Raw genomic sequence first — 23,612 nt, forward strand, 5'->3', positions numbered from 1 at the left:
CCAACTTCGCGCTGAATATCGGGCCTTCCCTCGCTGTCCAGCGTGTCTGCACACCTGTGTATCCACACGGGCTAGGCAGCAAGATGTCCGTTGCTATCCACTCTCGGTTTCTTCCCACTGCGCCAGCAGCTCGGCTGGAATTGCCGTGACGACCTCGGCGTAAGGCTTGCCGACGAACTGCTCCGCACGTTTGAGCAACACAGGAATCGGGCTGCTGGGTTCGTGGGTCTCGAACCACGTTCGCGCCGTACGAATCAGAGCGAGCGCGGCCTGACGGTCCGCCGGTGCGGATCTCAGTTGGGCCGTTATGCGCTCGGTGGCGCTAACCGATCCGTCATTCGGCGGTTCGAGCGGCGCTGACGCATCACTTCCTGATGATTCGCCGGAGACCGATGGGGGATCATAGGATTCTTCCAACTGCTCGATCGCGTTCGCCGATGCGGGCGCATTCAACCTGCCGAGGAGCCGCGTGAGCGACGACAGCTCCGGCAGGTAGCCGTCGAGATGCACGGCGCACCATGCATCGATTGCAGCGAGATGCGTAATCGCATCGTCGAAACCTGCCATCACTTCGGGCTGTTGCGCGCGCACATCCTGCAACTGCTGCGTAACGGACTCGGGCGCGAGAGCATCGGCGGGGCGGGGATGCGCAAACGCACGCTCGACATCGCGCACCTGCAGCCGCGCGAGCGTCGACTTCGAAAGCACGATCTCGCGCACGTCGGCGAGCAGTCCGTCCGGATCAGCGAGCGCCTGTATCGCATTCATCCGCATTTCACGTGCGGCGTCGCGCCCACCGTCGACATCGGGCTGTGGATGCACCTGTTCGGCAAACGCATCGAGCCAGGCGGCCAGCAATCCTGTGCCATCTGCAAGACCTGCGGCACCGGCGAGCCGCGTGCGGCTTCGCGTGTACAACACAGCGACTCGAATATCCTTCGTGCGCAGCATGAGCCGCTGGCAGTCGCGTTCGATCTCGCTCCAGTTGACCGGATCGGGGGCACCGACGAATGCGCCGTACTGCACGTCCTGCCTGGGCGCCGCACTCGCGAACAGCACCACGAAATCGTGGTCATATTCGAGGTCGGGGCCGCAGGGCATGGAGTTGCTCACGGGCGCGAGCCAGTCGTGATGCGGCGTGTCCTTCGCGGTACCTTTACCGGATATGGACTGTCGGGGTGACTGCTTTTTGCTCATGGTCGATTGTCGGATTCAGTCGTGTGCTGTTCGAAATGTCGCACGTAACGCTCGGGCTCGAACCGCATGCCGGTAATCGGCCGGTCGGGGTTCGGACGGCCCAGCCACCCGGACCACCCCATGCGCTGCCGGCCGCCCATGACGGCTGGTGGCGCACTTTCGGGTTTGATGCGCAGCTCGAGCTCCCATTCCAGTTCATAGCCAACGAACGCACGCACCCATTCGACGAGACGCGGCAGATCCTGGCCCTGTGGCGTGAAGCGCAGATATGCGTCGAGATCGACCGGGCCGATCACGATGCGGAATCGGTGCTGACGGTCCGGCGCTACGCGCCCGAGCATTGCTGCCTGCCCCATCGTCGCGGCCGGACCAGGGCGCCCCATGCGTCCTTGATCGACTGGATCGATCGCGATCCAGTGGAACACGTTCTCCTCGATCGCTATCGGCACGCCGAAGTAGTGATCGAGTGTGGCGCGAAGTCCATCCGAGTTGCGAGATTCGCGTACGAGATGTGCTGATGCGGCAAGTCGCGCGTGGGAAGGCAGGGGGCGCCGGCCGATTTCGGCGGTATCGAGGCCCGTGAGGCTCGCGATGTAAAACGAAAACTGCTCGTCGTCTTTCCGGTCGAGGCCGGCCGTCGACTGTGCCGATGCCCACGCGCGATAGAACAGCGTCAGGAACCGGTGATGGAAGATGTCGAGGAAGTCGACCGTCGTCGTGTCGCGACGGCCCTCTTCGCGTTCGCGTGCCCATTCGGTTACATGGATTGGCAATGGCCCGTTCGGCCCGAGCATGCCGAGACCGAAGAGCCGCACCTTGAGTCGTCCCGCTGCTTCCTGGACGCTGGCGATTTCGCGCGGCGCGAAGGCGAGACTGGGTTGCTGACCGAGCCGGAACGGCTCCGCCTGCGGCCGGCGCGCGGTGCCGACCGGATCGACGGTGGAGTTCGCACCGACGCGTCGCAACAGCGACAGGAACCCGAAGCGCCACGGCTCCATTTGAAGACTTTCCAGCAGGTCGGGCGAGAGCGTGCTGTCGCGCACGAGCGCCGGCAGGGTGGCACGTTTCATCACAGCACTCCGCGTGTCCCGGTGCGCACGGGCCAGCGTGCGATACGGCCGCGCTGCATCGAATGCAATTCGGTCTGCGTGAAGCTGTTGATCGACACGTGCCGTGCCAGCCAGTGCTCGAGAATCGTACCGAATAGATAGGGGCTGACGCCGGAGAAGCCTGCCTCGTCGACCGTCACTGCACACTCGATGCCACGCCCGAACGTCATCGGACCCGTGCCCGGCAGCTTGCGTGTTACCGGGCGAGTCTTGACGCCGACGAGGCTTTCGACTTGCCGCGAATGTTCGTTGTTGTCGTTCGAAAGGTATAGGCGCAGCAGGTCGCGTAGTCCCTGACCGCCGTCACGGTGATCGAGACCTTCGAGCGGCAGGTAGTTGAAGTTGAGCTGGCGGATCAGGCGCCATGCCATCTCTCGCTCCGCATACGGGGCTTTGGGCGGACTCGGCGGGCGAATGAGACCGATGCTTTCGACGGGTGCGGACTCCTCCATTGCCAAGTCACGCACGCCGTCGCGCGGCACGAGCGTGGCGAGATCCCGGTTCGTCAGCAGCGCATCGACTGACAGGAAACGGATGTCTTCACCGTAGGGAGCCTCGTTCTGGTCAACCAGCGAGAGAAACACTTCGGTGCCGACATAAGGGGTTCGCGTGCCGTAACGGCGAGCCGAATCGGACGCGAGCCGCCGTTCGCGCCGTGTCGAGAAGTACCGCCCGTGGTTACCTTCGTCGTTGTTCAGCGTTTGATACAGCGGACGGAATTCCAGTTCGTCCGAGGTCGCTGCGACCTGCCCGTACACCGTCTCTACCGAAAACACTTCATAGTCCAGCGGTGCGAGTCGCGCGGGTACCAGATGAAATTCGGTCTCGCGGGGAGAAATCTCGATGCGATCCGTGTGCCGTTTGAAGAGGTTGATGACGGGCGTGCAGAACAGCGCGAAGCGCGACGCGTCGACAAGGTTCGCGAGCTGGCCCGGCGCCCGGTCGAGCAGCACGACGATTTCGACCTCGCGACCGTTCACGCGGGACAGGCCTTCGGCAAGGCCGTTGAGTGCGAAGAACCAGAACCGTGCCGGGCACGCGAAGTATTCGTGGAGCAGGTTGTGTCCGTGGAACTTCGTCCAGGTGAGTGGCAGCAAGTTCTGATCGGTGCACAAACCCTCGTGTTCGACCGCACCGTGAATCACGGCGGCGGGAGAGCGGCCCGGTACGCCGAATTCTCCGGGCGCGGCAATCACGGATGCGACGCCGGCGACGTGCAGCAGCTCGAACAGGTGCGAGGCGACCTGTTCGTCACCGGCCAGATACACGGGCAGCCGGTCGAGCCCCTTCAGATCGGCGATGCGAACGTCGCCGGTCGTCGCCAGCCGCAGCCGCAATGCACCGCGCACGTGTCGGTCGGGCGGAACATGGCGGTCGAGCGCCGGAATGTCGGGCGGAATGCCCGTCAGGCGCGCATCGGTGATTGTGAGCGGCCAGAGCGTGACGTCCTGTCCGCTCGTAAACTGGCAAGCGGTTTTTTCGCCATCCGGAACCCGCGCCTTGAACGACGTGCCGCGCGCAATACGATAGCCGGCGGCCAGATTGCCTTCGGCCTGACCGGGATACAGGCGCGCGACCGAGATCGACGGCGTGGGCGCGACGTAATTCGGGTAGATCACTTCCAGCAGCCGCCCCGTGAAGCGCGGAAACTCGGCATCGAGCTTGAGCTGCAGGCGCGCGGCCATGAAGCAGAACGACTCGATCAGGCGTTCGACGTAGGGGTCCGCCACTTCACCGGCCTGCATGCCGAGCCGGCGCGCGATTTTCGGGTGCGCCTGTGCGAACTCGGTGGCGAGCTCGCGCATGTAGATGAGTTCCTGGTTGTAATAGTCGAGTAGTCGCGGGTCCATCGGAAAGGTCTCGTTTTGTCGTTATGCCGTGCCTACCCGGAGCGCATGCCGGTGATCTGGATCTCGCTCGTCTCGAGATCGAGCGAGCTCTGCACCATGAATTCGAGCGGATACGGGTCCATGTGAACCAGGCCGCGCACCTCGAACGCGAGCACATTGTGATGGCCGCTGGCGTCGTCGCCCTGACGGGGCGACACCGCCAGCGAATCGGGGATCAGCCGTGGTTCGAAATCGGTGATGGCCTGCCGGATCATCCGCTCGATGTCGTTCCACTGGCGCGACGCGAGAAAGGTGCCCGCGAGCGGCGGCACGCCGAAATTGACGGTCGATGCGGCCGCCTGTGGGTGGCGTTCGCGCTCGATCCGATCTTCAATGCTTGTCGTGTTGAGCAGATAGGCGAGATCGCGCTGGACGATGTCGCGCATCTGCTTGCGTGTGACGGCATATTCCTCGGGTGCTTCGATGAGCCGATGTGGTGCGTCGTCCCGTAGCCGGTCGAGCAGGGTCGGCATCAGATGCGCGTTTGGCCGCCGCGGCGGGCGCGCGACGAGCGAGTTGCCCAGCGTGAGAGGTCGCTTGCGCTCAGTCATCGACCGGCTCTCCGGTGGTGGCGCCGTCCGCAACACGCGAGCCGAACTGCGCGTGGGCCAATTCGAATAGACCGAAATCGCCCCGATCCGTTGTCCAGGTTTTTTGTCCGTGCGCGATGACGGCGGTACGTCCAGCCTCATGCCAGGCCGTTTCGCGCCCCAGACGCAGTGCATCGGTCGCGGCCTCCGAGCCGGGGTAGCGGGCAGGCATGAAGCCGTGCACGGTACTGCCGTCGGTCAGTGTCAGCACACACGACGCCCAGACGAGATCGATGAGGTTCGCAGGAGGGACCATGCGCCACGCGGCGAGATCGGCGAACGGTACCCAGCGGTAGTGGCCGGCCGTCATGACTTCGCACACCGGTCCGAAACGCGAATCGCTGTCGGCGATCCAGCTCGCGCCCCCCCGGGGCGTGTGCGCTGCGATGAGCGGCGCCGCGTCGAGTGCTTTTTCTCGCGCTTCGTCGGCGTGTCCGCGTTGCCCGTCGCCAGCAAGTCGCAGTGCGAATGCCAGTTCCATGACCCACGGAGCCGGTTCGAGGACGAACCCAGGGCGTTCGAATCCCGCGACAACCTTCTGTCGCCAGCGCTCGGCCCGGACCAGGTCACGATAAACCTGGGCGGCCTGCGTTTGTTGCGGCTCAAGCTTCGCCCACGTCTGCAGTTGAATCGCGGCGCGTGCCCAGTCGCCTGTTACGCACAGCCACTGGAACAGCGCCCACCGATGGGCGGCGAAGGTCGGCTGCGCGCGAATATGCGATTCGATCCGCTCGATCTGCGCGGCGATCGGCACATCGTCCAGGCCGTGGCCAGACGGTTCTTCGGCAGCAAATGGCATCTTCATGCGTCGTCCTTGCATACAAGCGCGGCGGCCAGCGGGCTATCGACCGACAGCATGTGATGCTCGCGCCGGGTGAGCGTAGGCGGCAGGGCTGATGCGCGGTGGGCTTCGGCCGCATGGAATTCGGGGGGCGCAAAGAGGCGCAGGACTTCCGGCACGGGTTCGATCTCCAGCTCGGGAGTGAAACCAGTGTCCAGGTGGCCGAACGCGTCCTCGAGGCTGCGTTTGCCTGACAGCATCACTTCGATCGAACCGAAGGCGGCTGCGTTTGCCGGTGTTGGCCGGACGTCGTGCGAATCGGGTGTAACTGACGCAACAGGTGTCGCAGGCGAATCCAGCTGTTCGCCCCATGAGCAGGGAAGAGCGGTGTGCGGGTCCGTCAACGCACCCCAGTATTGCGCATGAAGTGTTTCGACGAGGTCGTCGGTGTGATCAGGAAACGTCATCGTCTGCAACCCGGTGCCGCGCTTCCCACGAGCGGCATTCGCAGTCCCGCCGTGGCTGCCGATCAGATCGAGGATCGACTGATTGCTCCCCACGCGATCTGATGATTCGAACAGGAGAGGGGCCGCGCTGTCCTGCTGCTGCTGGGGACCGCACGGCTCGTGACGCAGTTCGGGCTCGGTAAGCGAGGTGTCGGGCTGGCGGTGCCACGGCAAGCGGAATGAGCGCATGGAAGAGGCAGGTATGACGGAGTGCGCATTTTACCCACGGGAGTGTGTAATTCGCCCATTAGAAATGGGGTATCGCTATTTGAAAATATTATCGAGATTAAATCTCGAAATAATCAATTAATTGGGGTGGTGTGACTGTAGTAATTTGTGAATATCAAGATATTGGCTGGTCAATGTGGGAAATTGTTAAAAATTTGTTCACATCTATGGCGGAATTGATCAATTGCAACAAAGGCTTGCGTATCGTGCTTGCGCGTCGTAATGTTTGTGTAATACGTGCGTTTGTGCAACGCAGTTGGTAATTGCTGGGTTCTTGGTTAGAGTGAGGTGACAAGGCGTTATTCGGTGCGGATTTTCTCATTCGCATGGGTTGACGGAGCCGCAAATTACTTGGAATAATGCGCAGCCAGAGAGGATTTTACTTTCTTAATGTATGAAATGCGGCAGTAGTCCAATGCCGGCTGAATAAGATTCCTGATCGCTACGGCCAGAGCCAGGAACATACCGAATAAACAACAAGAAGGTTCGCATGACGATTTCACGCCAGGCTCTATTCGGCAAGCTCGGGGTTCAGCTCTACCGCAGCATCGAATCGGCGACACAGTTCTGCAAGTTGCGCGGCAATCCGTACGTGGAGCTCATTCACTGGTTGCATCAGCTCCTGCAGCAACCCGATAGCGACCTGCATCGCATCGTGCGGCACGCGGGCATCGAGCGCGACGTGCTCGATCGCGACTTCGCGCGGGCGTTGGCGATGCTGCCGGCCGGTGCCAGTTCAATCAGCGACTTTTCCTGGCACATCGAGGCGGCGATCGAACGCGCGTGGGTTCTCGCGACGCTGAGTCATGGCGATCGCCGTGTGCGCGGCGCGTGGCTCGTTGCTGCGCTTGTCTCGACGCCCGAGTTGAGGCGTGTTCTGCTGTCGATCTCTCCCGCGTTCGGCAAGATCCCTGTCGACGGGCTGGGCGATGAGCTGCCGGCATGGATCGACGGCTCGCCCGAAGCCGCCGATGCGCCGTACGACCACGGCGACCTTTCGGCGGCAACGCCGGGCGAGGCGTCCGGCGCGATTCCAGTCGCATCGAAGCGTGGTTCGCTCGACCAGTATTGCGCTGACCTGACAGCGCGCGCTCGCGTTGGCGAGATCGATCCGGTCATCGGCCGCGAACTCGAGATTCGCACGATGATCGACGTGCTGCTGCGCCGTCGGCAGAACAACCCGTTGGTGACGGGTGAGGCCGGCGTTGGCAAGACGGCCGTCGTGGAAGGGTTGGCGCGCGCGATCGCATCGGGCAATGTGCCGCCGAAGCTTGCCGATGTGCGGCTGCTGTCGCTCGACGTCGGCGCATTGCTCGCCGGCGCGAGCATGAAGGGGGAGTTCGAAGCGCGTCTGAAAGGGCTGCTCGAAGCCGCTGGAAAATCGCCGACGCCGGTGATCCTCTTCATCGACGAGATTCACACCCTGATCGGCGCGGGCGGCCAGGCGGGCACGGGCGATGCCGCCAATCTGCTGAAACCCGCGCTTGCGCGTGGCACGATCCGTACGATCGGCGCGACGACCTGGGCCGAGTACAAGCGCCACATCGAGAAGGATCCGGCGCTCACGCGACGCTTCCAGGTGCTGCAGATCGCGGAGCCGTCCGAGGCTGCTGCGATCGATATGGTGCGCGGGCTTGTGCAAACGTTTTCCCGACATCACGGCGTCGTGGTGCTCGACGCAGCGATCCGTGCGGCGGTGACACTATCACACCGGTATATCCCATCGCGTCAGTTGCCGGACAAGGCCATCAGCCTGCTCGACACCGCCTGTGCGCGTGTGGCGCTGTCGCAGCATGCGACGCCGCGTGAACTGGACGACGTGCGTCAGCGTCTCGCCGCCGCGCGTGCCGAGGAGGCGTTGCTCGTGCAGGAAGCCCGTATCGGCCTGGATACCGACAGGGCGTTGACGGGCGTGCGAGCGCGCATCGATACATTGGGAGCCGAAGCGGCGGCGGTCGAGCATCGCTGGCGCGCTCAGGCCGCCGCCGCGCAGGCGTTGCTGGCCGCGCGCGAGGCCATTGGACCCGACGACGGGAAAACCCCACGGGACGATGTGGCGGCGCTCCCGAAGCTGCGCGAACTCGAACACGCGCTCGTTGCGCTGCAAGGCGATGCGCCGCTCGTATTCCCCGAGGTCGACGAGGCGATCGTCGCGGAAATCGTATCCGATTGGACCGGCATTCCTGTTGGCCGGATGGTGACTGATGAGGTCGCCGCGGTGCGCAAGTTGCCCGAGACGCTCGAGGCACGCGTGATTGGCCAGACCGACGCGCTGCGTCAAATTGGCGAACGTGTGCAGACCGCACGCGCAGGCCTAACGGACCCGAGGAAACCGGTCGGCGTGTTCCTGCTCGCCGGTCCGTCGGGCGTCGGCAAGACTGAAACCGCGCTGGCGCTGGCCGAAGCGCTGTACGGCGGTGAACAGAACCTGATCACGATCAACATGAGCGAGTATCAGGAGGCACACACCGTTTCGGGCCTGAAAGGGGCGCCGCCGGGGTATGTCGGCTACGGCGAGGGCGGGGTGCTGACCGAGGCGGTGCGCCGCCGTCCGTATTCGGTCGTACTGCTCGACGAGATCGAGAAGGCCCACCGCGACGTGCATGAGATGTTCTTCCAGGTATTCGACAAGGGCTACATGGAGGACGGCGACGGCCGCTACATTGATTTCCGCAATACGACGATCCTGCTCACGAGCAACGTCGGTTCCGAACTGAGTACGAGTCTCTGCGCCGATCCGTCGCTCGCGCCGAATCAGGATGGCCTGCGGGAAGCACTGACGCCCGAACTACTCAAGGCTTTCCCGGCGGCATTCCTCGGGCGCGTGACCGTCGTGCCCTACCGGCCACTTGCCGACAGCGTACTCGCCAGCATCGTCCGCCTGCATCTGGGGCGCATCGTCAAGCGTATGGCCGACGGCCACGGCATCGCGCTGACGTATGACGACGCGGTCGTCAATTACATCATCGGCCGCTGTCTCGTGCAGGAGACCGGTGCGCGCGTGCTGATCGGATTTATCGAGCAGCACGTATTGCCGCGACTCTCCGCACTATGGCTCGACGCCTTCGCTTCGAAACGGGCACTGTCGCACATCGTGATCGGCGTGGCGGATCCGTCCTGCATGCCGGCGCAGGCACTCTCGTTTGACGCGATCGCCTTCCATTCAGACGAGCCGGTTCTCTGAGCTCGCCGCCCAACCACCACCGTCCAGGAGCCTCATGTATGTCCGCTTCCAGCAGTTCGCAGAAATTCATTGCGCGCAACCGTGCGCCGCGTGTGCAGATCGAGTACGACGTCGAGGTCTACGGCTCGGAGAAGAAAGTCGAGCTGCCGTTCGTGATGGGGGTGCTCGCCGATCTGTCGGGGAAGCATCCGGTCGAGCCGCTACCGGCGGTGTCGGACCGGCGCTTCCTCGAGATCGACATCGACAATTTCGATGAGCGCATGAAGGCGATCCGGCCGCGCGTCGCGTTCGCCGTATCGAATACGCTGACGGGCGACGGCCAGATGATGGTCGACATGACCTTCGAGAGCATGGAGGATTTTTCGCCGGCTGCGATTGCCCGCAAGGTCGAGCCGCTGCGCCAACTGCTGGAAGCGCGTACGCAACTCGCCAATCTGCAGACCTACATGGATGGCAAGTCGGGTGCAGAGGCGCTCGTCACGCAGTTGCTGCATGACCCGGCGCTGCTCAAATCGCTGGCTGCCGCGCCGAAGCCCGAGCGGCAAGCGGACGAAACTGCCGATCAAGACGGCGCGAACTGACCGACGAACCGATAAAGGATGAGCATCATGGCGAAACAGGAAGTACGGCCCGCAGTTGCGCAGACGGCCACCCAGTCCGATTTCACTCAACTGCTGGAACGCGAGTTCCGTCCCAAGACCGACGACGCGCGCGAAGCCGTTGAACTGGCCGTTCAGACGCTCGCCGAGCAGGCGCTGGCACAAACGGCGACCATCAGTGACGACGCCTACAAGAGCATCGCGGCGATCATCGCGCAGATTGATCACAAGCTCTCCGAGCAGATCAACCTGATCCTGCATCACGCGGATTACCAGGCGCTCGAATCCGCTTGGCGCGGCTTGAATCACCTCGTGTCGAACACCGAAACCGATGAACACCTGAAGATCCGCTTCATGGATGTCTCGAAGGCCGAACTGCATCGTACGATGCGTCGCTACAAGGGCCTTGCCTGGGATCAGAGCCCGCTCTTCAAGCAGATCTACGAACAGGAGTACGGCCAGCTCGGCGGCGAACCGTACGGGTGCCTCGTTGCAGACTACTACTTCGACCATACGCCGCCGGATGTCGATCTGCTCGGCTCGATCGCGAAGGTATCGGCTGCCGCGCACACACCGTTTATCACCGGTGCCGCACCGTCGGTGTTGCAGATGGAATCGTGGCAGGAGCTGGCGAATCCGCGCGACCTGACGAAGATCTTCACGCAGAATCTCGAATACACCGCGTGGAACTCGATGCGCAGCACCGAGGACGCGCGCTACGTAGGGCTCGCGATGCCGCGATTCCTCGCGCGCCTGCCATATGGCGCGAAGACCAATCCGGTCGACGAATTCGATTTCGAGGAAGACACGAACGGTTCGGACCATGGCCGCTATGGCTGGGCGAACGCGGCGTACGCGATGGGCGTCAACGTCAACCGCTCGTTCAAGCAGTACGGCTGGTGTTCGCTGATTCGCGGCGTCGAGTCGGGCGGCACGGTCGAGAACCTGCCGACCCACACCTTCCCGACCGACGATGGCGGCGTCGACATGAAGTGCCCGACCGAAATCGCGATCTCGGACCGCCGCGAGGCCGAACTGTCGAAGAACGGCTTCATTCCGCTCGTGCACCGCAAGAACACCGATCATGCGACCTTCATCGGCGCCCAATCGCTACAGAAGCCTGCCGAGTATCACGATCCCGATGCGACGGCCAACGCGAACCTGTCCGCACGCCTGCCGTACCTGTTCGCGTGCTCACGCTTCGCGCATTACCTGAAGTGCATCGTGCGCGACAAGATCGGCGCGTTCAAGGAACGCGAAGACATGCAGCGGTGGCTGAACGAATGGATCATGCATTACGTCGATGCCGATCCGACCAACTCGTCGCAGGAGACGAAGGCACGCCGGCCGCTTGCGGCCGCTGAAGTGGTCGTCGAGGAGGTCGAAGGTAATCCCGGCTACTACAACTCGAAATTCTTCCTGCGTCCGCACTTCCAGCTCGAGGGGCTGACCGTCTCGCTGCGGCTCGTGACGAAGCTGCCGTCGATCAAGGAGGCGGCTTAACCATCCGATAGGTCCCGCAGGGCCGGACATCGAATTGCTTCGGTGGACGATGATGCCCAGTTTCCAATCATTTAATAGAAGGAGTACTACGCATGGCACAAGACATTTTCCTGAAGATCGACGGCATCAACGGCGAGTCGCTTGACGAAAAGCACAAGGACGAAATCGAGGTTCTGAACTGGGAGTGGGACATCCAGCAGGAATCGACGATGCACGCCGGCAGCGGCGGCGGTGCGGGCAAGGCGACCGTCAAGGATCTGACGTTCGAACACAACATCGACCGCGCCAGCCCGAACCTGATGAAGTACGCGCTCACGGGCAAGCACATCGACCAGGCAACGCTGGTCATGCGCAAGGCCGGCGGCAACCCGCTTGAATACCTGAAGCTCACGATGAGCGACGTGATCGTCACGCGCGTGAAGCCGTCGGGCAGCAAGAACGATGCGGAAAAGAGCCGCGAATCGGTGTCGCTGTCGTTCGCGAAGGTCAAGCAGGAATACGTCGTGCAGAACGCGCAGGGCGGCAGTGGTGGCGCCGTGACCGCGAGCTTCGACATCAAGGGCAACAAGGAAGCGTAATCGCGTGGATTCCTCGCGACTGGCGCGGGCGCATCGCCTCCGCCGGTCGCGGGGCGTCCCGCACAGTGAATAAGGTTCATAGCCGCATGCGTTCGATACCGACCGTCGCCACGCTCGCCTGCGCGCTCGCGCTTTCCGCCTGCGCGAGCAGTGGCGAACCGAAGCCGAAGGAGCCGATCCGGCTCGACATGCGCGTGAACGCGCTGCCCGACGTCAATCCGGACGACCGGGGAAGGGCTGCGCCGATCGTCGTGCGCATTTACGAACTGAAGAACGACGGCGCCTTCAACGCGGCCGACTTCTTCACGCTGCAGACCCGGGACAAAACGGCGTTGGCCGACGACGTTGTGAAACGCGACGAGCTGCAGTTGCGCCCCGGTGAGCACCAGACGCTCGTTCGCCGGCCCGACCCGGCCACGACCACCATCGGCGTGATCGCGGTTTATCGTGATTTGCCGAACGCGGTTTGGCGCGCGGTCTACACGATGCCGGCCGCACCGGACAAGGCGTGGTACCGCCTGTTCACGCCGAAGCTGAAACTGACCATCGATCTCGAGGCCAAGGCCGTCAAGATCACGGAAGCCAAGAAATGAAACACGTCGCGCAACAAAACGGACGGCACGCATGAGCTGGTATGCCAAGGTCGCCTGGCAGGAAGGGCTATTCTTTCGTCCGCAGCTGTTCCAGCAGCAGGACCGCTATTTCGAGAAATACGCGCATCAGCGCGCGGCGCCGCTATCGCCGTTCTTTTTCGGTTTCACGCACTTCGCGCTCGATCACGAGGCGCTGGCGCTCGGCAAGGTCGTCGTCAAGTCGACCGCGGGCGTGTTTGCCGACGGCACGCCGTTCGATGCGCCGGGTAACACGCCGTTGCCGCCGCCGCTGACGATCCGGCCCGAACATCTGGACCAGGTGATCTATCTGGCCGTACCGGTCCGGTTGCCGAATTGTGAGGAGACCACCTTCGACGACACCCCGGATTCGCTCGCACGCTATCAGGTGTTCGACACCGAATTGCGTGACACGAATTCGATGGGTCTTGCCCCCGAATCGGTGCAGTTGTCGAACCTGCGCGTGCGTCTGCTGCCGGAAAAGGAGCTGGGCGATGCCTGGATCGGTCTCGCGCTCACGTGTGTGACGACGATTCGCGCGGATGGCAGCATCGCGCTCGACGACACGCTCGTGCCGCCGGTATCCGGTTACGGCGCAAGCGACCTGCTGACAAGCTGGGTCACGAAGATTCATGATCTCGCGCGCCTGCGCGCGAATGCGCTTGCGCAGCGGCTCGCCGGTACCGACGACACGACCGCAAGCGCGGCGACAGTTACCGATTACCTGCTGCTGCAGATCCTGAACCGCTACGAGCCGCTTCTGCAGCATCTTCTGCGTGTGCCGGCGACGTCGCCGGCTGACGTGTATGCGCTGCTGATCGGCATGGCGGGTGAGTTGTCGACGCACTTGCGCACCAACACGCGCCGGCCACTCGAGACGCACCCGCCGTATCAGCATACGACGCCGCACGTGTGCCTGAAGCCGGTCGTCGACGACACGCATCGGCTGCTCAATGCCGTGCTGGTGCGCAGCGCGCAGAGCATCGTGCTGGAGGACCGCGGTCACGGCATGCGCAACGCGGTGGTCGATCCGGTCGATATGCAAGGGTTCACCGCACTGGTGCTGGCCGTGCATGCGGCGATGCCGCAGGATGTACTGCAACAGCAGTTTCTTGCGCAGGCGAAGGCGGGGCCTTCGGACAAGCTGCCTAGCCTGGTGCGCAGTCACTTGCCGGGCATTGGCCTGCAGGCGCTGCCGGTGCCGCCGCGGCAGATTCCATTCAATGCGGGCTACATCTATTACGAGCTGACCCAGGGTGGGCCGCTTTGGGAGGAAGTCGTGCGGCATGGTGGCATCGCATTGCATGTGTCGGGAGAGTTCCCGTCGTTGAGGCTTGAGTTGTGGGGCGTGCGCTGAACAATGCGGCAATTATGAAGGCGTTAGATAGCGCAACACATAAAATAGTGGGTTTTATTGATTCTAATTTTGAAAATGAAAAAATCAAATGAAGAAAAATTGTCAGAAATATTTCTTGGACTTGTCACCACTGTTGGCGTATTGATTGTGGCGGCAATTATTTTTATTGTCGTTTTTTTTAATGAGCCGCATTCATTTGTTAACGAGTGGAAATAAGGGGGTATAGGCGTCACAGGCATAACACGAAACAGATGCTCAGTGATTCGAGCGATTCAAGGAGATGCCGGAATGGCGTTGTTTGATGCACCACGGACGCTGTCGGTTTCCGGCGCGGCTCTGCCGATGTACGGTGATCGTCCAATCCTCACGCCGGTCAAGCTTGCCGGTGCCGAGACGATCGGCGAGTTGTTCGAGTACAAGCTCGAGCTGAAAACTCCGGATGCGCTCGGGTTTTCGCAGAGCATCGCGGCGAATGTCAAACTCGACAAGCTGATCGGCACGGAAGTCACCGTCTCGATTCAGCTCGAGGGCAAGGGCCGTTTCATTCCCGGCTTGGCCGGCAATGCCGGAATGGCCAATCTTGGTGCGGGCGCACGCGAGATCACCGGTATCGTCAGCCATGCGACGATCGTGCGTGAAGACGGTCGTTCGATCGTGTATGCACTCACGCTGCGGCCGTGGCTCTGGCATGCAACCAAAAATTGCGACTGTCGCATCTTTCAGGACATGTCCATGGTCGAGATCACCGATGCGGTGCTCTCGTCCTATCCGTTCCCGGTCGAAAAACGCCTTACCACCCCTCGGCCGAACAAGGGATGGCCGAAGCGGGACATTCAGCGTCAGCACTTCGAGAGCGACTGGGCGTTCTTGCAGCGTTTGTGGGAAGAGTGGGGCATCTACTACTTCTTCGAGCATAGCGAAGGCAAGCATCGCCTTGTGCTGTGCGACTCAATGGGTGCGCTCAAACCGCTAGGTGAAGCTTATGCCGCGCTTCGCTACGAGCCGCCGACCGGTCGACGGCTTGACGAGGAACACATTCAGGACTTCTCGGTCGCCCATGCGCTGACAACGGGCGCGGTGACGAGCGTCGACTACGACTATACGTTGCCGCGCGCGGACCTGAAGGTGATGCGCGAAGATCCTCGTGACACCGGGCTCGCTCATCAGGAGCATTACACGTGGGGCGATTACGCGCAGCCGCAAGCTGGCGCGGCTGGGCTCGCGGGCGATCACAACGAGCCGCGCACGGAAGCGGAGTACCTGACGCTCGTGCAGATGGAGGCTTGGCGTTGTCAGGGGCTGAGGGGCTACGGCAAAGGCAACCTGCGAGGCGTGGTGACCGGCCAGACGTTCGTGCTGTCGCATTATCCGCAGGATGCGGCGAATCGCGAGTATGCGGTGATCGCCTGCAAGCTGACAATCGAGGAGATTGGCGAAGCGTCGGGATCCGGCCAGCGATACCGTTGCGAAGCGGATTTTACGGTGCAGCCGACCAATGAGCCGTTCCGGCTGCTGCGTACGATTGCAAAGCCACGTATGAACGGCGTCGAATATGGCGTCGTGACGTGTCCGGAGAATCAGGAAATCTGGACCGATGCACACGGTCGGGTGAAGCTCCAGTTTCTGTGGGATCGGCTGGGCAAGAACGATGAGCGATCGAGTTGCTGGGTACGCGTGGCCGGTGCCTGGCATGGCGATCAGTTTGGTGGAATCTTTCTGCCGCGTCGGGGACATGAGGTCGAAGTCGCATTCGTCAACGGCGATCCGGATTTGCCGATCATCGTGGGCAGCGCGACCAACGCGTTCAACATGCCACCGTTCGACTTGCCGAAGAACCAGGCGCTCGCCGGCTATCGCAGCCGGGAGATCGACGGCCGGCGCGCGAATACGCTCGCCTTCGACGATACGAACGGAAAAATCCAGGCCCACCTGTCGAGCGACGAAGGCGCCTCGCAGTTGAATCTCGGGTATATCACGCGCATTGCCGGCAATGCTGGGCGGCAGGATGAGCGTGGTCGAGGGGCTGAATTGCGCACGGACGGCAAAGCTGCGGTTCGGGGTGCCGAAGGGCTACTGCTCACGACCTTCAGTCGACCAGCCGCCAATGGCGACGCATTCAGCGTCGACGAGATCGATGCGCAGCTTTCCGAGTCCCAGGAGCTTGCAGAAGGGCTTGCGCACACTGCTCAGTCCGTTCATGCGCACGATGGTGAACAAACCACCATTGTGACGTCTTTGAAAGCACAGGCGAATGCTATTCGGGGCGGCGGCAAGCTGAAGCAGTTCCGGGACCCTCAGCTTGTACTCGCCAGTCCCGCCGGCATCGTTGCGAGTACGCCGGAACAGATTCATCTGAGCAGTGGCCGTGCTGCCGCGGTGACTGTCGGTACCGACATGTCGGTCAGCACGGGCGGTGGCTTGTTCGCGAGCATGCGCAAGGCGCTACGGTTGTTTGTCTATCAAGCCGGTATGCGCTTGGTGGCCGCGGCAGGTGACATCGATCTAAAGGCGCTGAAAGACAGTATCAACCTGCTCGCGAAACTCAATGTCACGGTCGTTGCCGACAGGATTCGCATCAGTGCTCAGCAGGAAGTGGAAATAAGCGGAGGCGGTAGCTACACGCGCTGGCGTGCCGGTGAGATCACAAGCGGTACAAACGGGAAATTCGAAGTGCATTCGGCTGGGCGCATATTCACCGGTCCGGACAACAAGAGCAGCCCGCTCGCGCTCGACGCCCCGGAATTGCCGGAAAACCTGCACTTCACGCTTGGCGCGCTACCTGGGGCCGCGAACCGGTACGTGGACGAGCCGTACGAATTGTTCAAGGGAACCGCAAAGATCGGAGAAGGTGTGACCGACGAGTTCGGGCGCGTGATCGTCATGAATCATCAGCCGGGAACAAGCGCGTATCGCGTCAAACTCAGCAACGGCGGTGAGTTCAATCTTAAGGTGCGCGATGCGCTTAATCACGATCCCGAGCATGTCGATCTGCGCTCGAATCGTGGCGAACGCGTGTGACGTGTGCTCGAAACGCTACGGGACAACTATATGGCCGACGACATCAAGACGCACAATCCAGTTGATATTGCAATCGACGAAGCTGGGCGTAGGGCGCAAGGCACCGTGCAATGGCTGCTGGAAAAGCGCGAGAAGAATCCGATTACCTACGGTAACTCATTGGATTTCTTTGTATGTGGCCGTGAAGGCTTCGAAAGAATCGAGAAGGACATCCGTGACGCCAAGGCAACCGTGGATATTGTCTGCTGGGGGTTCGATCCGGCGATGGAACTCGTCCGCTCTGGGGCGAAATGGAAGCGTGGGAAAACATACGGTGAGTTGCTGCATGAAGTCACTACTAGATCGCGGAATCCCGTTCGCGTTCGCTTGCTGATTTGGTATGACTTGCTCGCATCGACCAAGCAGAACAACATGCCTGGTTACACCGATGCGAAACACGGACCACTTGGATCGCCATACGCAAATCATGCTCGTCACGATTACTGCGTGAAGTGGTGGCAGGATCATCTCCCTTCGTCGCAAAGGGCGCAAGGAAGGAATCCGAATCTGCAGATTGTTTTGCGAAGTATTTCCAGATCAGATGTCAAGGCTTTAATCGATCAGGCTCCAAAGGAGCAAGATCCACCCGCGTTCGAATGGTATAACCCCGTAGACGAGGCCGGGCTTCTGTGGAATTTTCCGACGCATCACCAGAAGCCGATACTGATTGATTACGAGCATGAAGGAGGCCTTCATGCCATTGGATATGTCATGGGCCTCAACTCCGTGACGGACTACTGGGACAGCGAAAACCATCGAATCGACGACTCGCTGCGCGAGACTTGGTCGGCAAAAAATGTCGATGGCGAGCACGCGCAAGCACAAGCTACGCAGAATCCCGGAAATCGAACTGGTACGGGGCAATACAAGCATGCGAGGCCACTGCAAGATTACGCTTGCCGGGTGGTCGGGCCGGCACTCAAGCGTCTGCACCAGAATTTTGAGCAAGGCTGGAATTTGTTCGCGCCCAAAGCGTGGAAGACGAAGGAGTTGGCAGCGTTGCCACCTCGGATCCCCACCTTGCCGAAAAATTCACGGCAGGCTGTACAGATAGTTCGGACTCAGGCTCACGAGCGGGAAAAAAGCATCAAGGAGCTGTATTTCCAGGCGACAAGCTACGCACGTAACTACATCTATATCGAAAATCAGTACTTTTATTACCCGGAATTCGCGCGTCATTTGAAGGATCAGCGAGAAAAGTTCTGTGATGCTTGGGATCGCCTGTCCAAGAAGCCGATTGCCGAAGTCCCCAGGCTCCATCTGTTCATTGTCATTCCACATCCAGAGGACGACGGAATGGTGCCGCGTACCTTTGACACATTGACGGAACTCGGTCACGGAAAAGCGATGCCGAATCAGGCGGATTTGGTGGATTCTGGAAAGATGAGTCAGAACTATAAAAGAGCAAAGTATGTTCAATACGACCTGAATCTCAAGGATGAACACGGAAATCCGCTCAAGGTCAAGGCAAGGCACAAGGTGCTCGATCGTCCGAGCGTGGAGGCGTTGGAGGGCACGCTTGGCCTGAAAGTGAGCGTGGCGCGACTGCGCACAAGCGGGATGGTGGGAGGGAAGATGGCGTATCGCGAGATTTATATTCACTCGAAGCTGATGCTGATCGATGACGTATTCGTGACGCTCGGGAGCGCCAACCTGAATCAACGAAGTATGTCGGTGGATAGCGAAATAAATATTGCTGCGACTGGGGAGGAGTGGGCTGCGAAGTTGCGTGAGCGGGTGTTTGGATTGCAATCGGGGGGGAAGATCGTTGGGGCCGGGGAAAGAGAACAAGTTACCAGCGTATTCAGGATATGGAATGAGCAAATGGTTGATAACGATGACTTGCGGCAACGTGAAGAAACAATACATGGATTTTTGTTGAGTTTTGAAGATTACAGATCGACAACGACCATGCACGCCAATGTCACTATTCCGTCATCTGGTGAAACGGCGACGGTATGAGTGGAGGTTAAAATGAATTTTTTGATAAGACTTGTGTGCTTTATTTACGTCACTATATTCTTGCACGCCACTAGCGTGCAGGCTGGTCCATTGATTGCCTTGACTAATAAACTTACCGCTGCCATGTCTGAACAACCACGTTACGAGAAACTGCCGTTGTTTAATCCACACCGCAAGGAATTCAAGTGCGTGTATCAGAATCAGCACGTGCCCTCGACCGATCCACAGGCAGAGCAGATGTTCCAGCAGGCGTTGGCGCTCGACGATCCGGACGTTTACTACAAGCGGCGCGACTACGCGAGGATTTATCGACTATACGAGCAGGCGGCTGAGCGCGGTCACTGGAAGGCGATGCTCAATCTCGCGGCATTGATTCTGAGTGGCTATCCCGGCGTGCCTGAACGCAATCCGGAAGTGGCGATTCGTTGGGTAGAGACGGCGATGACGCTGGGTGTGCCGGATGCATACGATCAGATGGGTGTGTACCACCAGAGGGGGCTGGTCAAAAGCGGAAACGCCACCAGTGCTTATGCGTTCTTCCAGAGAGCAGCGGATATGGGAAGTCCGTCGGCCATGACGTTTCTGGCCAGCAAGCTAGCCGGAACGTATGACGATCCGGGGGGCGAGTTCTGGGGGAATGTGACCGTTGCGACACAGATGCTTGAGTGTGCTTTGGCACAAGGGTATGGAGACGCTGCCCATAAGCTTAGCTACATTTATGCACGATCGGAAACGCCGCCGGCCAGGCGGCGTGCGCTAGAGACATTGCATGAGGGTGTAAAGTTCGGAAGTGCAAAATGTGCAAATGCGATTTTCACTCAGTTCGATGGATTCAACTTGGTGGAGGGGCGTAATCTTGCCGGCTATATTGATGTGGCTCGTGCCGAGCGTTACAGCAAGATTGCCGATATCTTGGAGCATTATCAAGGTCGCCTGAAACTCCCGAACCTAGACAAGATCCTTCCTCTCCCCCCGACACCATTGCCGAAATGGGATGGTGATGTCGAGACGCTGATCGATGCAGCCAAGGCGGTGACACTGCCTTCGAAGAAAGAACTATCCAAATTGGAAGATCGAGCGCGCATGCCCGAGGGGCAAGGTGTCTTGTCGCTCGCGCAAAGTCCCTATGCCGTGAGCGGTGACAAGGTGGTGCCGGAAAGTGGCTACTGGCTCGGGCTCTACGGCTTGTCGACCATGCGTAAGGACCAACTGAAATTTGCCCGCAGTGGTCACCCCGAACGCTATCGGGCCGGCGAGCGTTTCGACCCGCCGCACGTAAACTGGCTGGAAGCCGAACAGGTGCAGTGGCATTACCTGGGCGAATCTCGACCAGTGCCGCCGAGTCGATCGGTATTTCTGGCGCAACTGCGTGATGCCGGATTTTTGCGTCAACTTGAGACGCAGCCTGAGAAGTTGTCGTGCCACGGATTGGAGCGATGCCCGCAAACGGGTATTTGGGAGGCAAGCGTCGGAGTGAATCATCCGCTCGCGGCCTTGTACAACCGCTGGGATCAGCAAGCATTCGTACTGGAGGGACAGCCGTTTCCGAAACCAGTTGATCGTCACCTGGAGATTGACCCAGTGCATGTGCAGTGGACCTTCATGGGTAGCCCCAATGCACGGACGGACGACGGTTTCGAAAGGATTGCGCTGTGAGCAAACCTGGAATGAGTGTGGTCGGGCGGAGCTTGTGCGTTGCGGTCATGAGCCTTTGCCTGTTCGCGGTCAGCGTGCAGGCGGGGCCGTTAACTACCGTGACCAACAAATTGACTGCCGCGATGTCTGACCAGCCTCGCTACGAAAAACTTCCGCTGTTTAATCCACACCGCAAGGAATTCAAGTGCGTGTATCAGGATCAGCACGTGCCGCCGATCGATCCACAGGCAGAGCAATGGTTCCAGCAGGCGTTGGCGCTCGACGATCCGGACGTTTACTACAAGCGGCGCGACTACGCGAAGATTTATCGACTATATGAGCAGGCGGCTGAGCGCGGTCACTGGAAGGCGATGCTCAATCTCGCGGCATTGATTCTGAGTGGCTATCCCGGCGTGCCTGAACGCAATCCGGAAGTGGCGATTCGTTGGGTAGAGACGGCGATGACGCTGGGTGTGCCGGATGCATACGATCAGATGGGTGTGTACCACCAGAGGGGGCTGGTCAAAAGCGGAAACGCCACCAGTGCTTATGCGTTCTTCCAGAGAGCAGCGGATATGGGAAGTCCGTCGGCCATGACGTTTCTGGCCAGCAAGCTAGCCGGAACGTATGACGATCCGGGGGGCGAGTTCTGGGGGAATGTGACCGTTGCGACACAGATGCTTGAGTGTGCTTTGGCGCAAGGGTATGGGGATGCCGCCAATAAACTCAGCTACATTTATGCCCGACCGGGGACGCCATCGGCGAAGCGACGTGCACTAGAGGTGCTGCACGAGGGGGTGAGGCTTGGAAGTTCCAAATGTGCTAGCAATATCTTTACCGAATTCGATGGATTTGATTTGACCGACGGTAGCAATCTTGTCGGTTACATCGATCAAGCCCGCGCCCAGCGGTATAGCAAGATTGCCCGAGTCTTGGAGCATTACCGGGGTCGTCTTAAGCTCCCGAACCTAGATAAGGTTCTTCCGCTCCCTCCGAGACTCTTGCCAAAATGGGATGGTGATGTCAAGACGCTGATCGATGCAGCCAAGGCGACGACACCATCGTCCACGAAGAACGCGGTGCCGCCTCCTGACGGTCGAGGACATATATCACGGGACGTCGACGCATTACCGTTCGATCACGGTCTTGATGCCATATCAACGATTTATGTACTTTCCGCAGTCGATCGATTTCTTGTCTCTAATTGATTTAAATGGAGAAAAACATGTCCAGGCAGATCATTGTGGTCAGTGACACGCTGGCACCTCATGGCGGCGAGATATTAACGGGAAGTAGTTCGGATAGTATTGAAGGAAAAGCCATTGTGCGTAAATTCGATCTCGTCCGTTGCGCAGAGCACGGAGTGAATCGAATCGAGGAAGGGGACGAAACTTTCCTGGTCGATGGAGTGCCGGTTGCTCTCGAAGCACATCATGCTGGTTGCGGATGTGTGCTGGTGAGTCGATTGAAAACCATATCGGTATCGTGAATTAAATAAATTCGCATTGTTATGTAAATGTTATTAAAAATCGATGTTTCTTTATGACTAACCAATCAAGCGAGGCCTTGGCGCCCCTCGTCGATCAAATGCCATCACCGGATAATCGGCAAGAAGCTCCGGGAGCCATGGCGATCCCGTTGCCGAAAAGGCTGTTGGCGGTCCAGAGCGCACAAAACCGGTTGCTTGAAGCAGCAAGTGCACTCCTGCGTGCGCAGGCGGATATGCCGGAACATCTTGAACCTGAGCAGATACTTGCATTACACATGCTCCTCGATCAGGAAGTGCGCGTATTCGAGAAACTCTGCGAACAGGCAAACATCCGGCGAGATCACATGATCGGCGCGAGCTACTGTCTGTGCACGGCACTGGACGAAGCCGCAACACAAACCGCGTGGGGCAAGAAGGGCTCGTCGGCAATCGAATGGATCCAAGGAGGGCTTGCGACCACTTTTCACGGAGACCTCAAGGGCGGCGACAAGATCTACCTGTTGATCGGCCGCTTGCTGGAGGACCCTCACGAGCATCGTGACCTCCTGGAAGTAATTTACCGGATTCTCAGCCTCGGTTTCGAAGGTCGCTACCGAGGCGTGACCGACGGCAAGCGCAAGCACGACGCGATTCGTCAGCGGCTCTACAACGTGATCACGTCGCAGCGCGAACCGGTGCCGCTGGCGCTATCGCCTCACTGGCAATCGACCGCGAAAGGCAAGCGCCTGTCATTCACCGATTTTCCGGTATGGATCACCGTCACCGTCCTGTCGGTGATCCTGCTCGGATTGTTCGGCTGGTTCAAGTACGAACTGGTCAGCCGTAGCGCGGACGTTCAGAAACAGATTGCCGACATCGCCCGCATGACGCCGCCTCCCGCGCCGCCGCAACTGCACCTCAAGCAATTGCTCCAGGATGAAATCGCCGCCGGCACCGTCAGTGTCGACGAAGACGCTCGCCACAGCGCCGTTACGTTCCGCGGAGACGCGATGTTCAAGCCCGGCGGCGCTTCGGTTCAGGCATCGATGAATCCGCTGATTGCGAAGATCGCCACTGAGATCGCCAAGGTGCCGGGCAAGGTAACGATCATCGGCTATACGGACAGCGTGCCGATTCGCAGCCGGCATTTCGCATCGAACCTGGCGCTGTCGGAAGAGCGGGCTATCCAGATCATGCAAATGCTGCAAACCGCGGGGGTCCCGGCAAACCGTCTCGAAGCCGTCGGCAAGGGCGATGCCGACCCGGTCGGCGACAACCGCACCGCGCAGGGGCGCGCGCAAAACCGCCGCGTCGAGATCGACGTCGCACGATAAGCCAGATCCGTTTCCGGAATACCA

General features: G+C 60.3%; 18 protein-coding genes. 12 read left to right on the forward strand and 6 right to left on the reverse strand.

The window, feature by feature from the left end; translation table 11 throughout:
* Positions 1 to 93: 93 nt before the first annotated feature.
* Genes ACPUER_RS07980 through ACPUER_RS08005 form a run of 6 tightly spaced genes read right to left on the reverse strand, consistent with a single transcriptional unit; the run spans position 94 to position 6,261 of the window.
* Positions 94 to 1,197: an ImpA family type VI secretion system protein gene (locus tag ACPUER_RS07980; protein WP_425130797.1), complete on the reverse strand. Its 1,104-nt coding sequence runs from the start codon at positions 1,195 to 1,197 to the stop codon at positions 94 to 96.
* Complete coding sequence (gene tssG, locus ACPUER_RS07985) at positions 1,194 to 2,267, reverse strand: type VI secretion system baseplate subunit TssG (protein ID WP_310140124.1); 1,074 nt, start codon at positions 2,265 to 2,267, stop codon at positions 1,194 to 1,196. The genes ACPUER_RS07980 and tssG overlap by 4 nt, the downstream gene beginning before the upstream one ends.
* Positions 2,267 to 4,156 carry a type VI secretion system baseplate subunit TssF gene (tssF, locus tag ACPUER_RS07990; protein ID WP_425130798.1) on the reverse strand — a complete coding sequence of 630 codons (1,890 nt, stop codon included), beginning with the start codon at positions 4,154 to 4,156 and terminating at the stop codon, positions 2,267 to 2,269. The genes tssG and tssF overlap by 1 nt, the downstream gene beginning before the upstream one ends.
* Before the next feature lie 32 nt (positions 4,157 to 4,188).
* Positions 4,189 to 4,746, reverse strand: coding sequence for a type VI secretion system baseplate subunit TssE (gene tssE, locus ACPUER_RS07995; protein ID WP_175958835.1), 558 nt, complete (start codon positions 4,744 to 4,746; stop codon positions 4,189 to 4,191).
* Positions 4,739 to 5,590 carry a type VI secretion system accessory protein TagJ gene (locus ACPUER_RS08000; RefSeq protein WP_425130799.1) on the reverse strand — a complete coding sequence of 284 codons (852 nt, stop codon included), beginning with the start codon at positions 5,588 to 5,590 and terminating at the stop codon, positions 4,739 to 4,741. The genes tssE and ACPUER_RS08000 overlap by 8 nt, the downstream gene beginning before the upstream one ends.
* Complete coding sequence (locus ACPUER_RS08005; RefSeq protein WP_175958837.1) at positions 5,587 to 6,261, reverse strand: TagK domain-containing protein; 675 nt, start codon at positions 6,259 to 6,261, stop codon at positions 5,587 to 5,589. Before ACPUER_RS08005 ends, ACPUER_RS08000 begins: the two co-directional genes overlap by 4 nt.
* A 529-nt stretch (positions 6,262 to 6,790) precedes the next feature.
* On the opposite strand from ACPUER_RS08005, the gene tssH reads away from it, so the two are divergent.
* The 12 genes from tssH to tssL all read left to right on the forward strand — a co-directional run bounded on the left by tssH (position 6,791) and on the right by tssL (position 23,588).
* Positions 6,791 to 9,484, forward strand: a complete 2,694-nt coding sequence (gene tssH, locus ACPUER_RS08010; protein WP_175958838.1) for a type VI secretion system ATPase TssH — start codon at positions 6,791 to 6,793, stop codon at positions 9,482 to 9,484.
* Positions 9,485 to 9,522: 38 nt separating this feature from the next.
* Positions 9,523 to 10,065, forward strand: a complete 543-nt coding sequence (gene tssB, locus ACPUER_RS08015) for a type VI secretion system contractile sheath small subunit (protein ID WP_006750147.1) — start codon at positions 9,523 to 9,525, stop codon at positions 10,063 to 10,065.
* A 27-nt stretch (positions 10,066 to 10,092) separates the two neighbouring features.
* Entirely contained in the window at positions 10,093 to 11,586 is a 1,494-nt protein-coding gene (gene tssC, locus ACPUER_RS08020) for a type VI secretion system contractile sheath large subunit (RefSeq protein ID WP_175693566.1), read from the forward strand.
* Between the two features lie 92 nt (positions 11,587 to 11,678).
* Complete coding sequence (locus tag ACPUER_RS08025; protein WP_175671864.1) at positions 11,679 to 12,164, forward strand: Hcp family type VI secretion system effector; 486 nt, start codon at positions 11,679 to 11,681, stop codon at positions 12,162 to 12,164.
* An 86-nt stretch (positions 12,165 to 12,250) separates the two neighbouring features.
* Positions 12,251 to 12,757 carry a type VI secretion system lipoprotein TssJ gene (tssJ, locus tag ACPUER_RS08030; protein ID WP_175958840.1) on the forward strand — a complete coding sequence of 169 codons (507 nt, stop codon included), beginning with the start codon at positions 12,251 to 12,253 and terminating at the stop codon, positions 12,755 to 12,757.
* Between the two features lie 31 nt (positions 12,758 to 12,788).
* Positions 12,789 to 14,132, forward strand: coding sequence for a type VI secretion system baseplate subunit TssK (tssK, locus tag ACPUER_RS08035; protein WP_175958841.1), 1,344 nt, complete (start codon positions 12,789 to 12,791; stop codon positions 14,130 to 14,132).
* 288 nt (positions 14,133 to 14,420) lie between these two features.
* Positions 14,421 to 17,150: a type VI secretion system Vgr family protein gene (locus ACPUER_RS08040; RefSeq protein WP_244137176.1), complete on the forward strand. Its 2,730-nt coding sequence runs from the start codon at positions 14,421 to 14,423 to the stop codon at positions 17,148 to 17,150.
* A 30-nt stretch (positions 17,151 to 17,180) separates the two neighbouring features.
* A complete protein-coding gene (locus ACPUER_RS08045; RefSeq protein WP_310140100.1) occupies positions 17,181 to 19,151 on the forward strand; it encodes a phospholipase D-like domain-containing protein in 1,971 nt (656 codons plus the stop codon).
* A 12-nt stretch (positions 19,152 to 19,163) separates the two neighbouring features.
* Positions 19,164 to 20,807 (forward strand): DUF6396 domain-containing protein, encoded by a 1,644-nt coding sequence (locus ACPUER_RS08050; RefSeq protein WP_425130800.1) that lies wholly within the window; start codon positions 19,164 to 19,166, stop codon positions 20,805 to 20,807.
* Positions 20,804 to 21,994 (forward strand): DUF6396 domain-containing protein, encoded by a 1,191-nt coding sequence (locus ACPUER_RS08055; RefSeq protein ID WP_425130801.1) that lies wholly within the window; start codon positions 20,804 to 20,806, stop codon positions 21,992 to 21,994. The genes ACPUER_RS08050 and ACPUER_RS08055 overlap by 4 nt, the downstream gene beginning before the upstream one ends.
* A 17-nt stretch (positions 21,995 to 22,011) precedes the next feature.
* Positions 22,012 to 22,275: a PAAR domain-containing protein gene (locus tag ACPUER_RS08060; RefSeq protein ID WP_310143702.1), complete on the forward strand. Its 264-nt coding sequence runs from the start codon at positions 22,012 to 22,014 to the stop codon at positions 22,273 to 22,275.
* A 53-nt stretch (positions 22,276 to 22,328) separates the two neighbouring features.
* Positions 22,329 to 23,588 carry a type VI secretion system protein TssL, long form gene (tssL, locus tag ACPUER_RS08065; RefSeq protein WP_425130802.1) on the forward strand — a complete coding sequence of 420 codons (1,260 nt, stop codon included), beginning with the start codon at positions 22,329 to 22,331 and terminating at the stop codon, positions 23,586 to 23,588.
* Positions 23,589 to 23,612 lie beyond the last annotated feature (24 nt).

It is taken from the genome of Burkholderia sp. DN3021, from assembly GCF_049805555.1.
Classification (GTDB): domain Bacteria; phylum Pseudomonadota; class Gammaproteobacteria; order Burkholderiales; family Burkholderiaceae; genus Burkholderia; species Burkholderia pyrrocinia_C.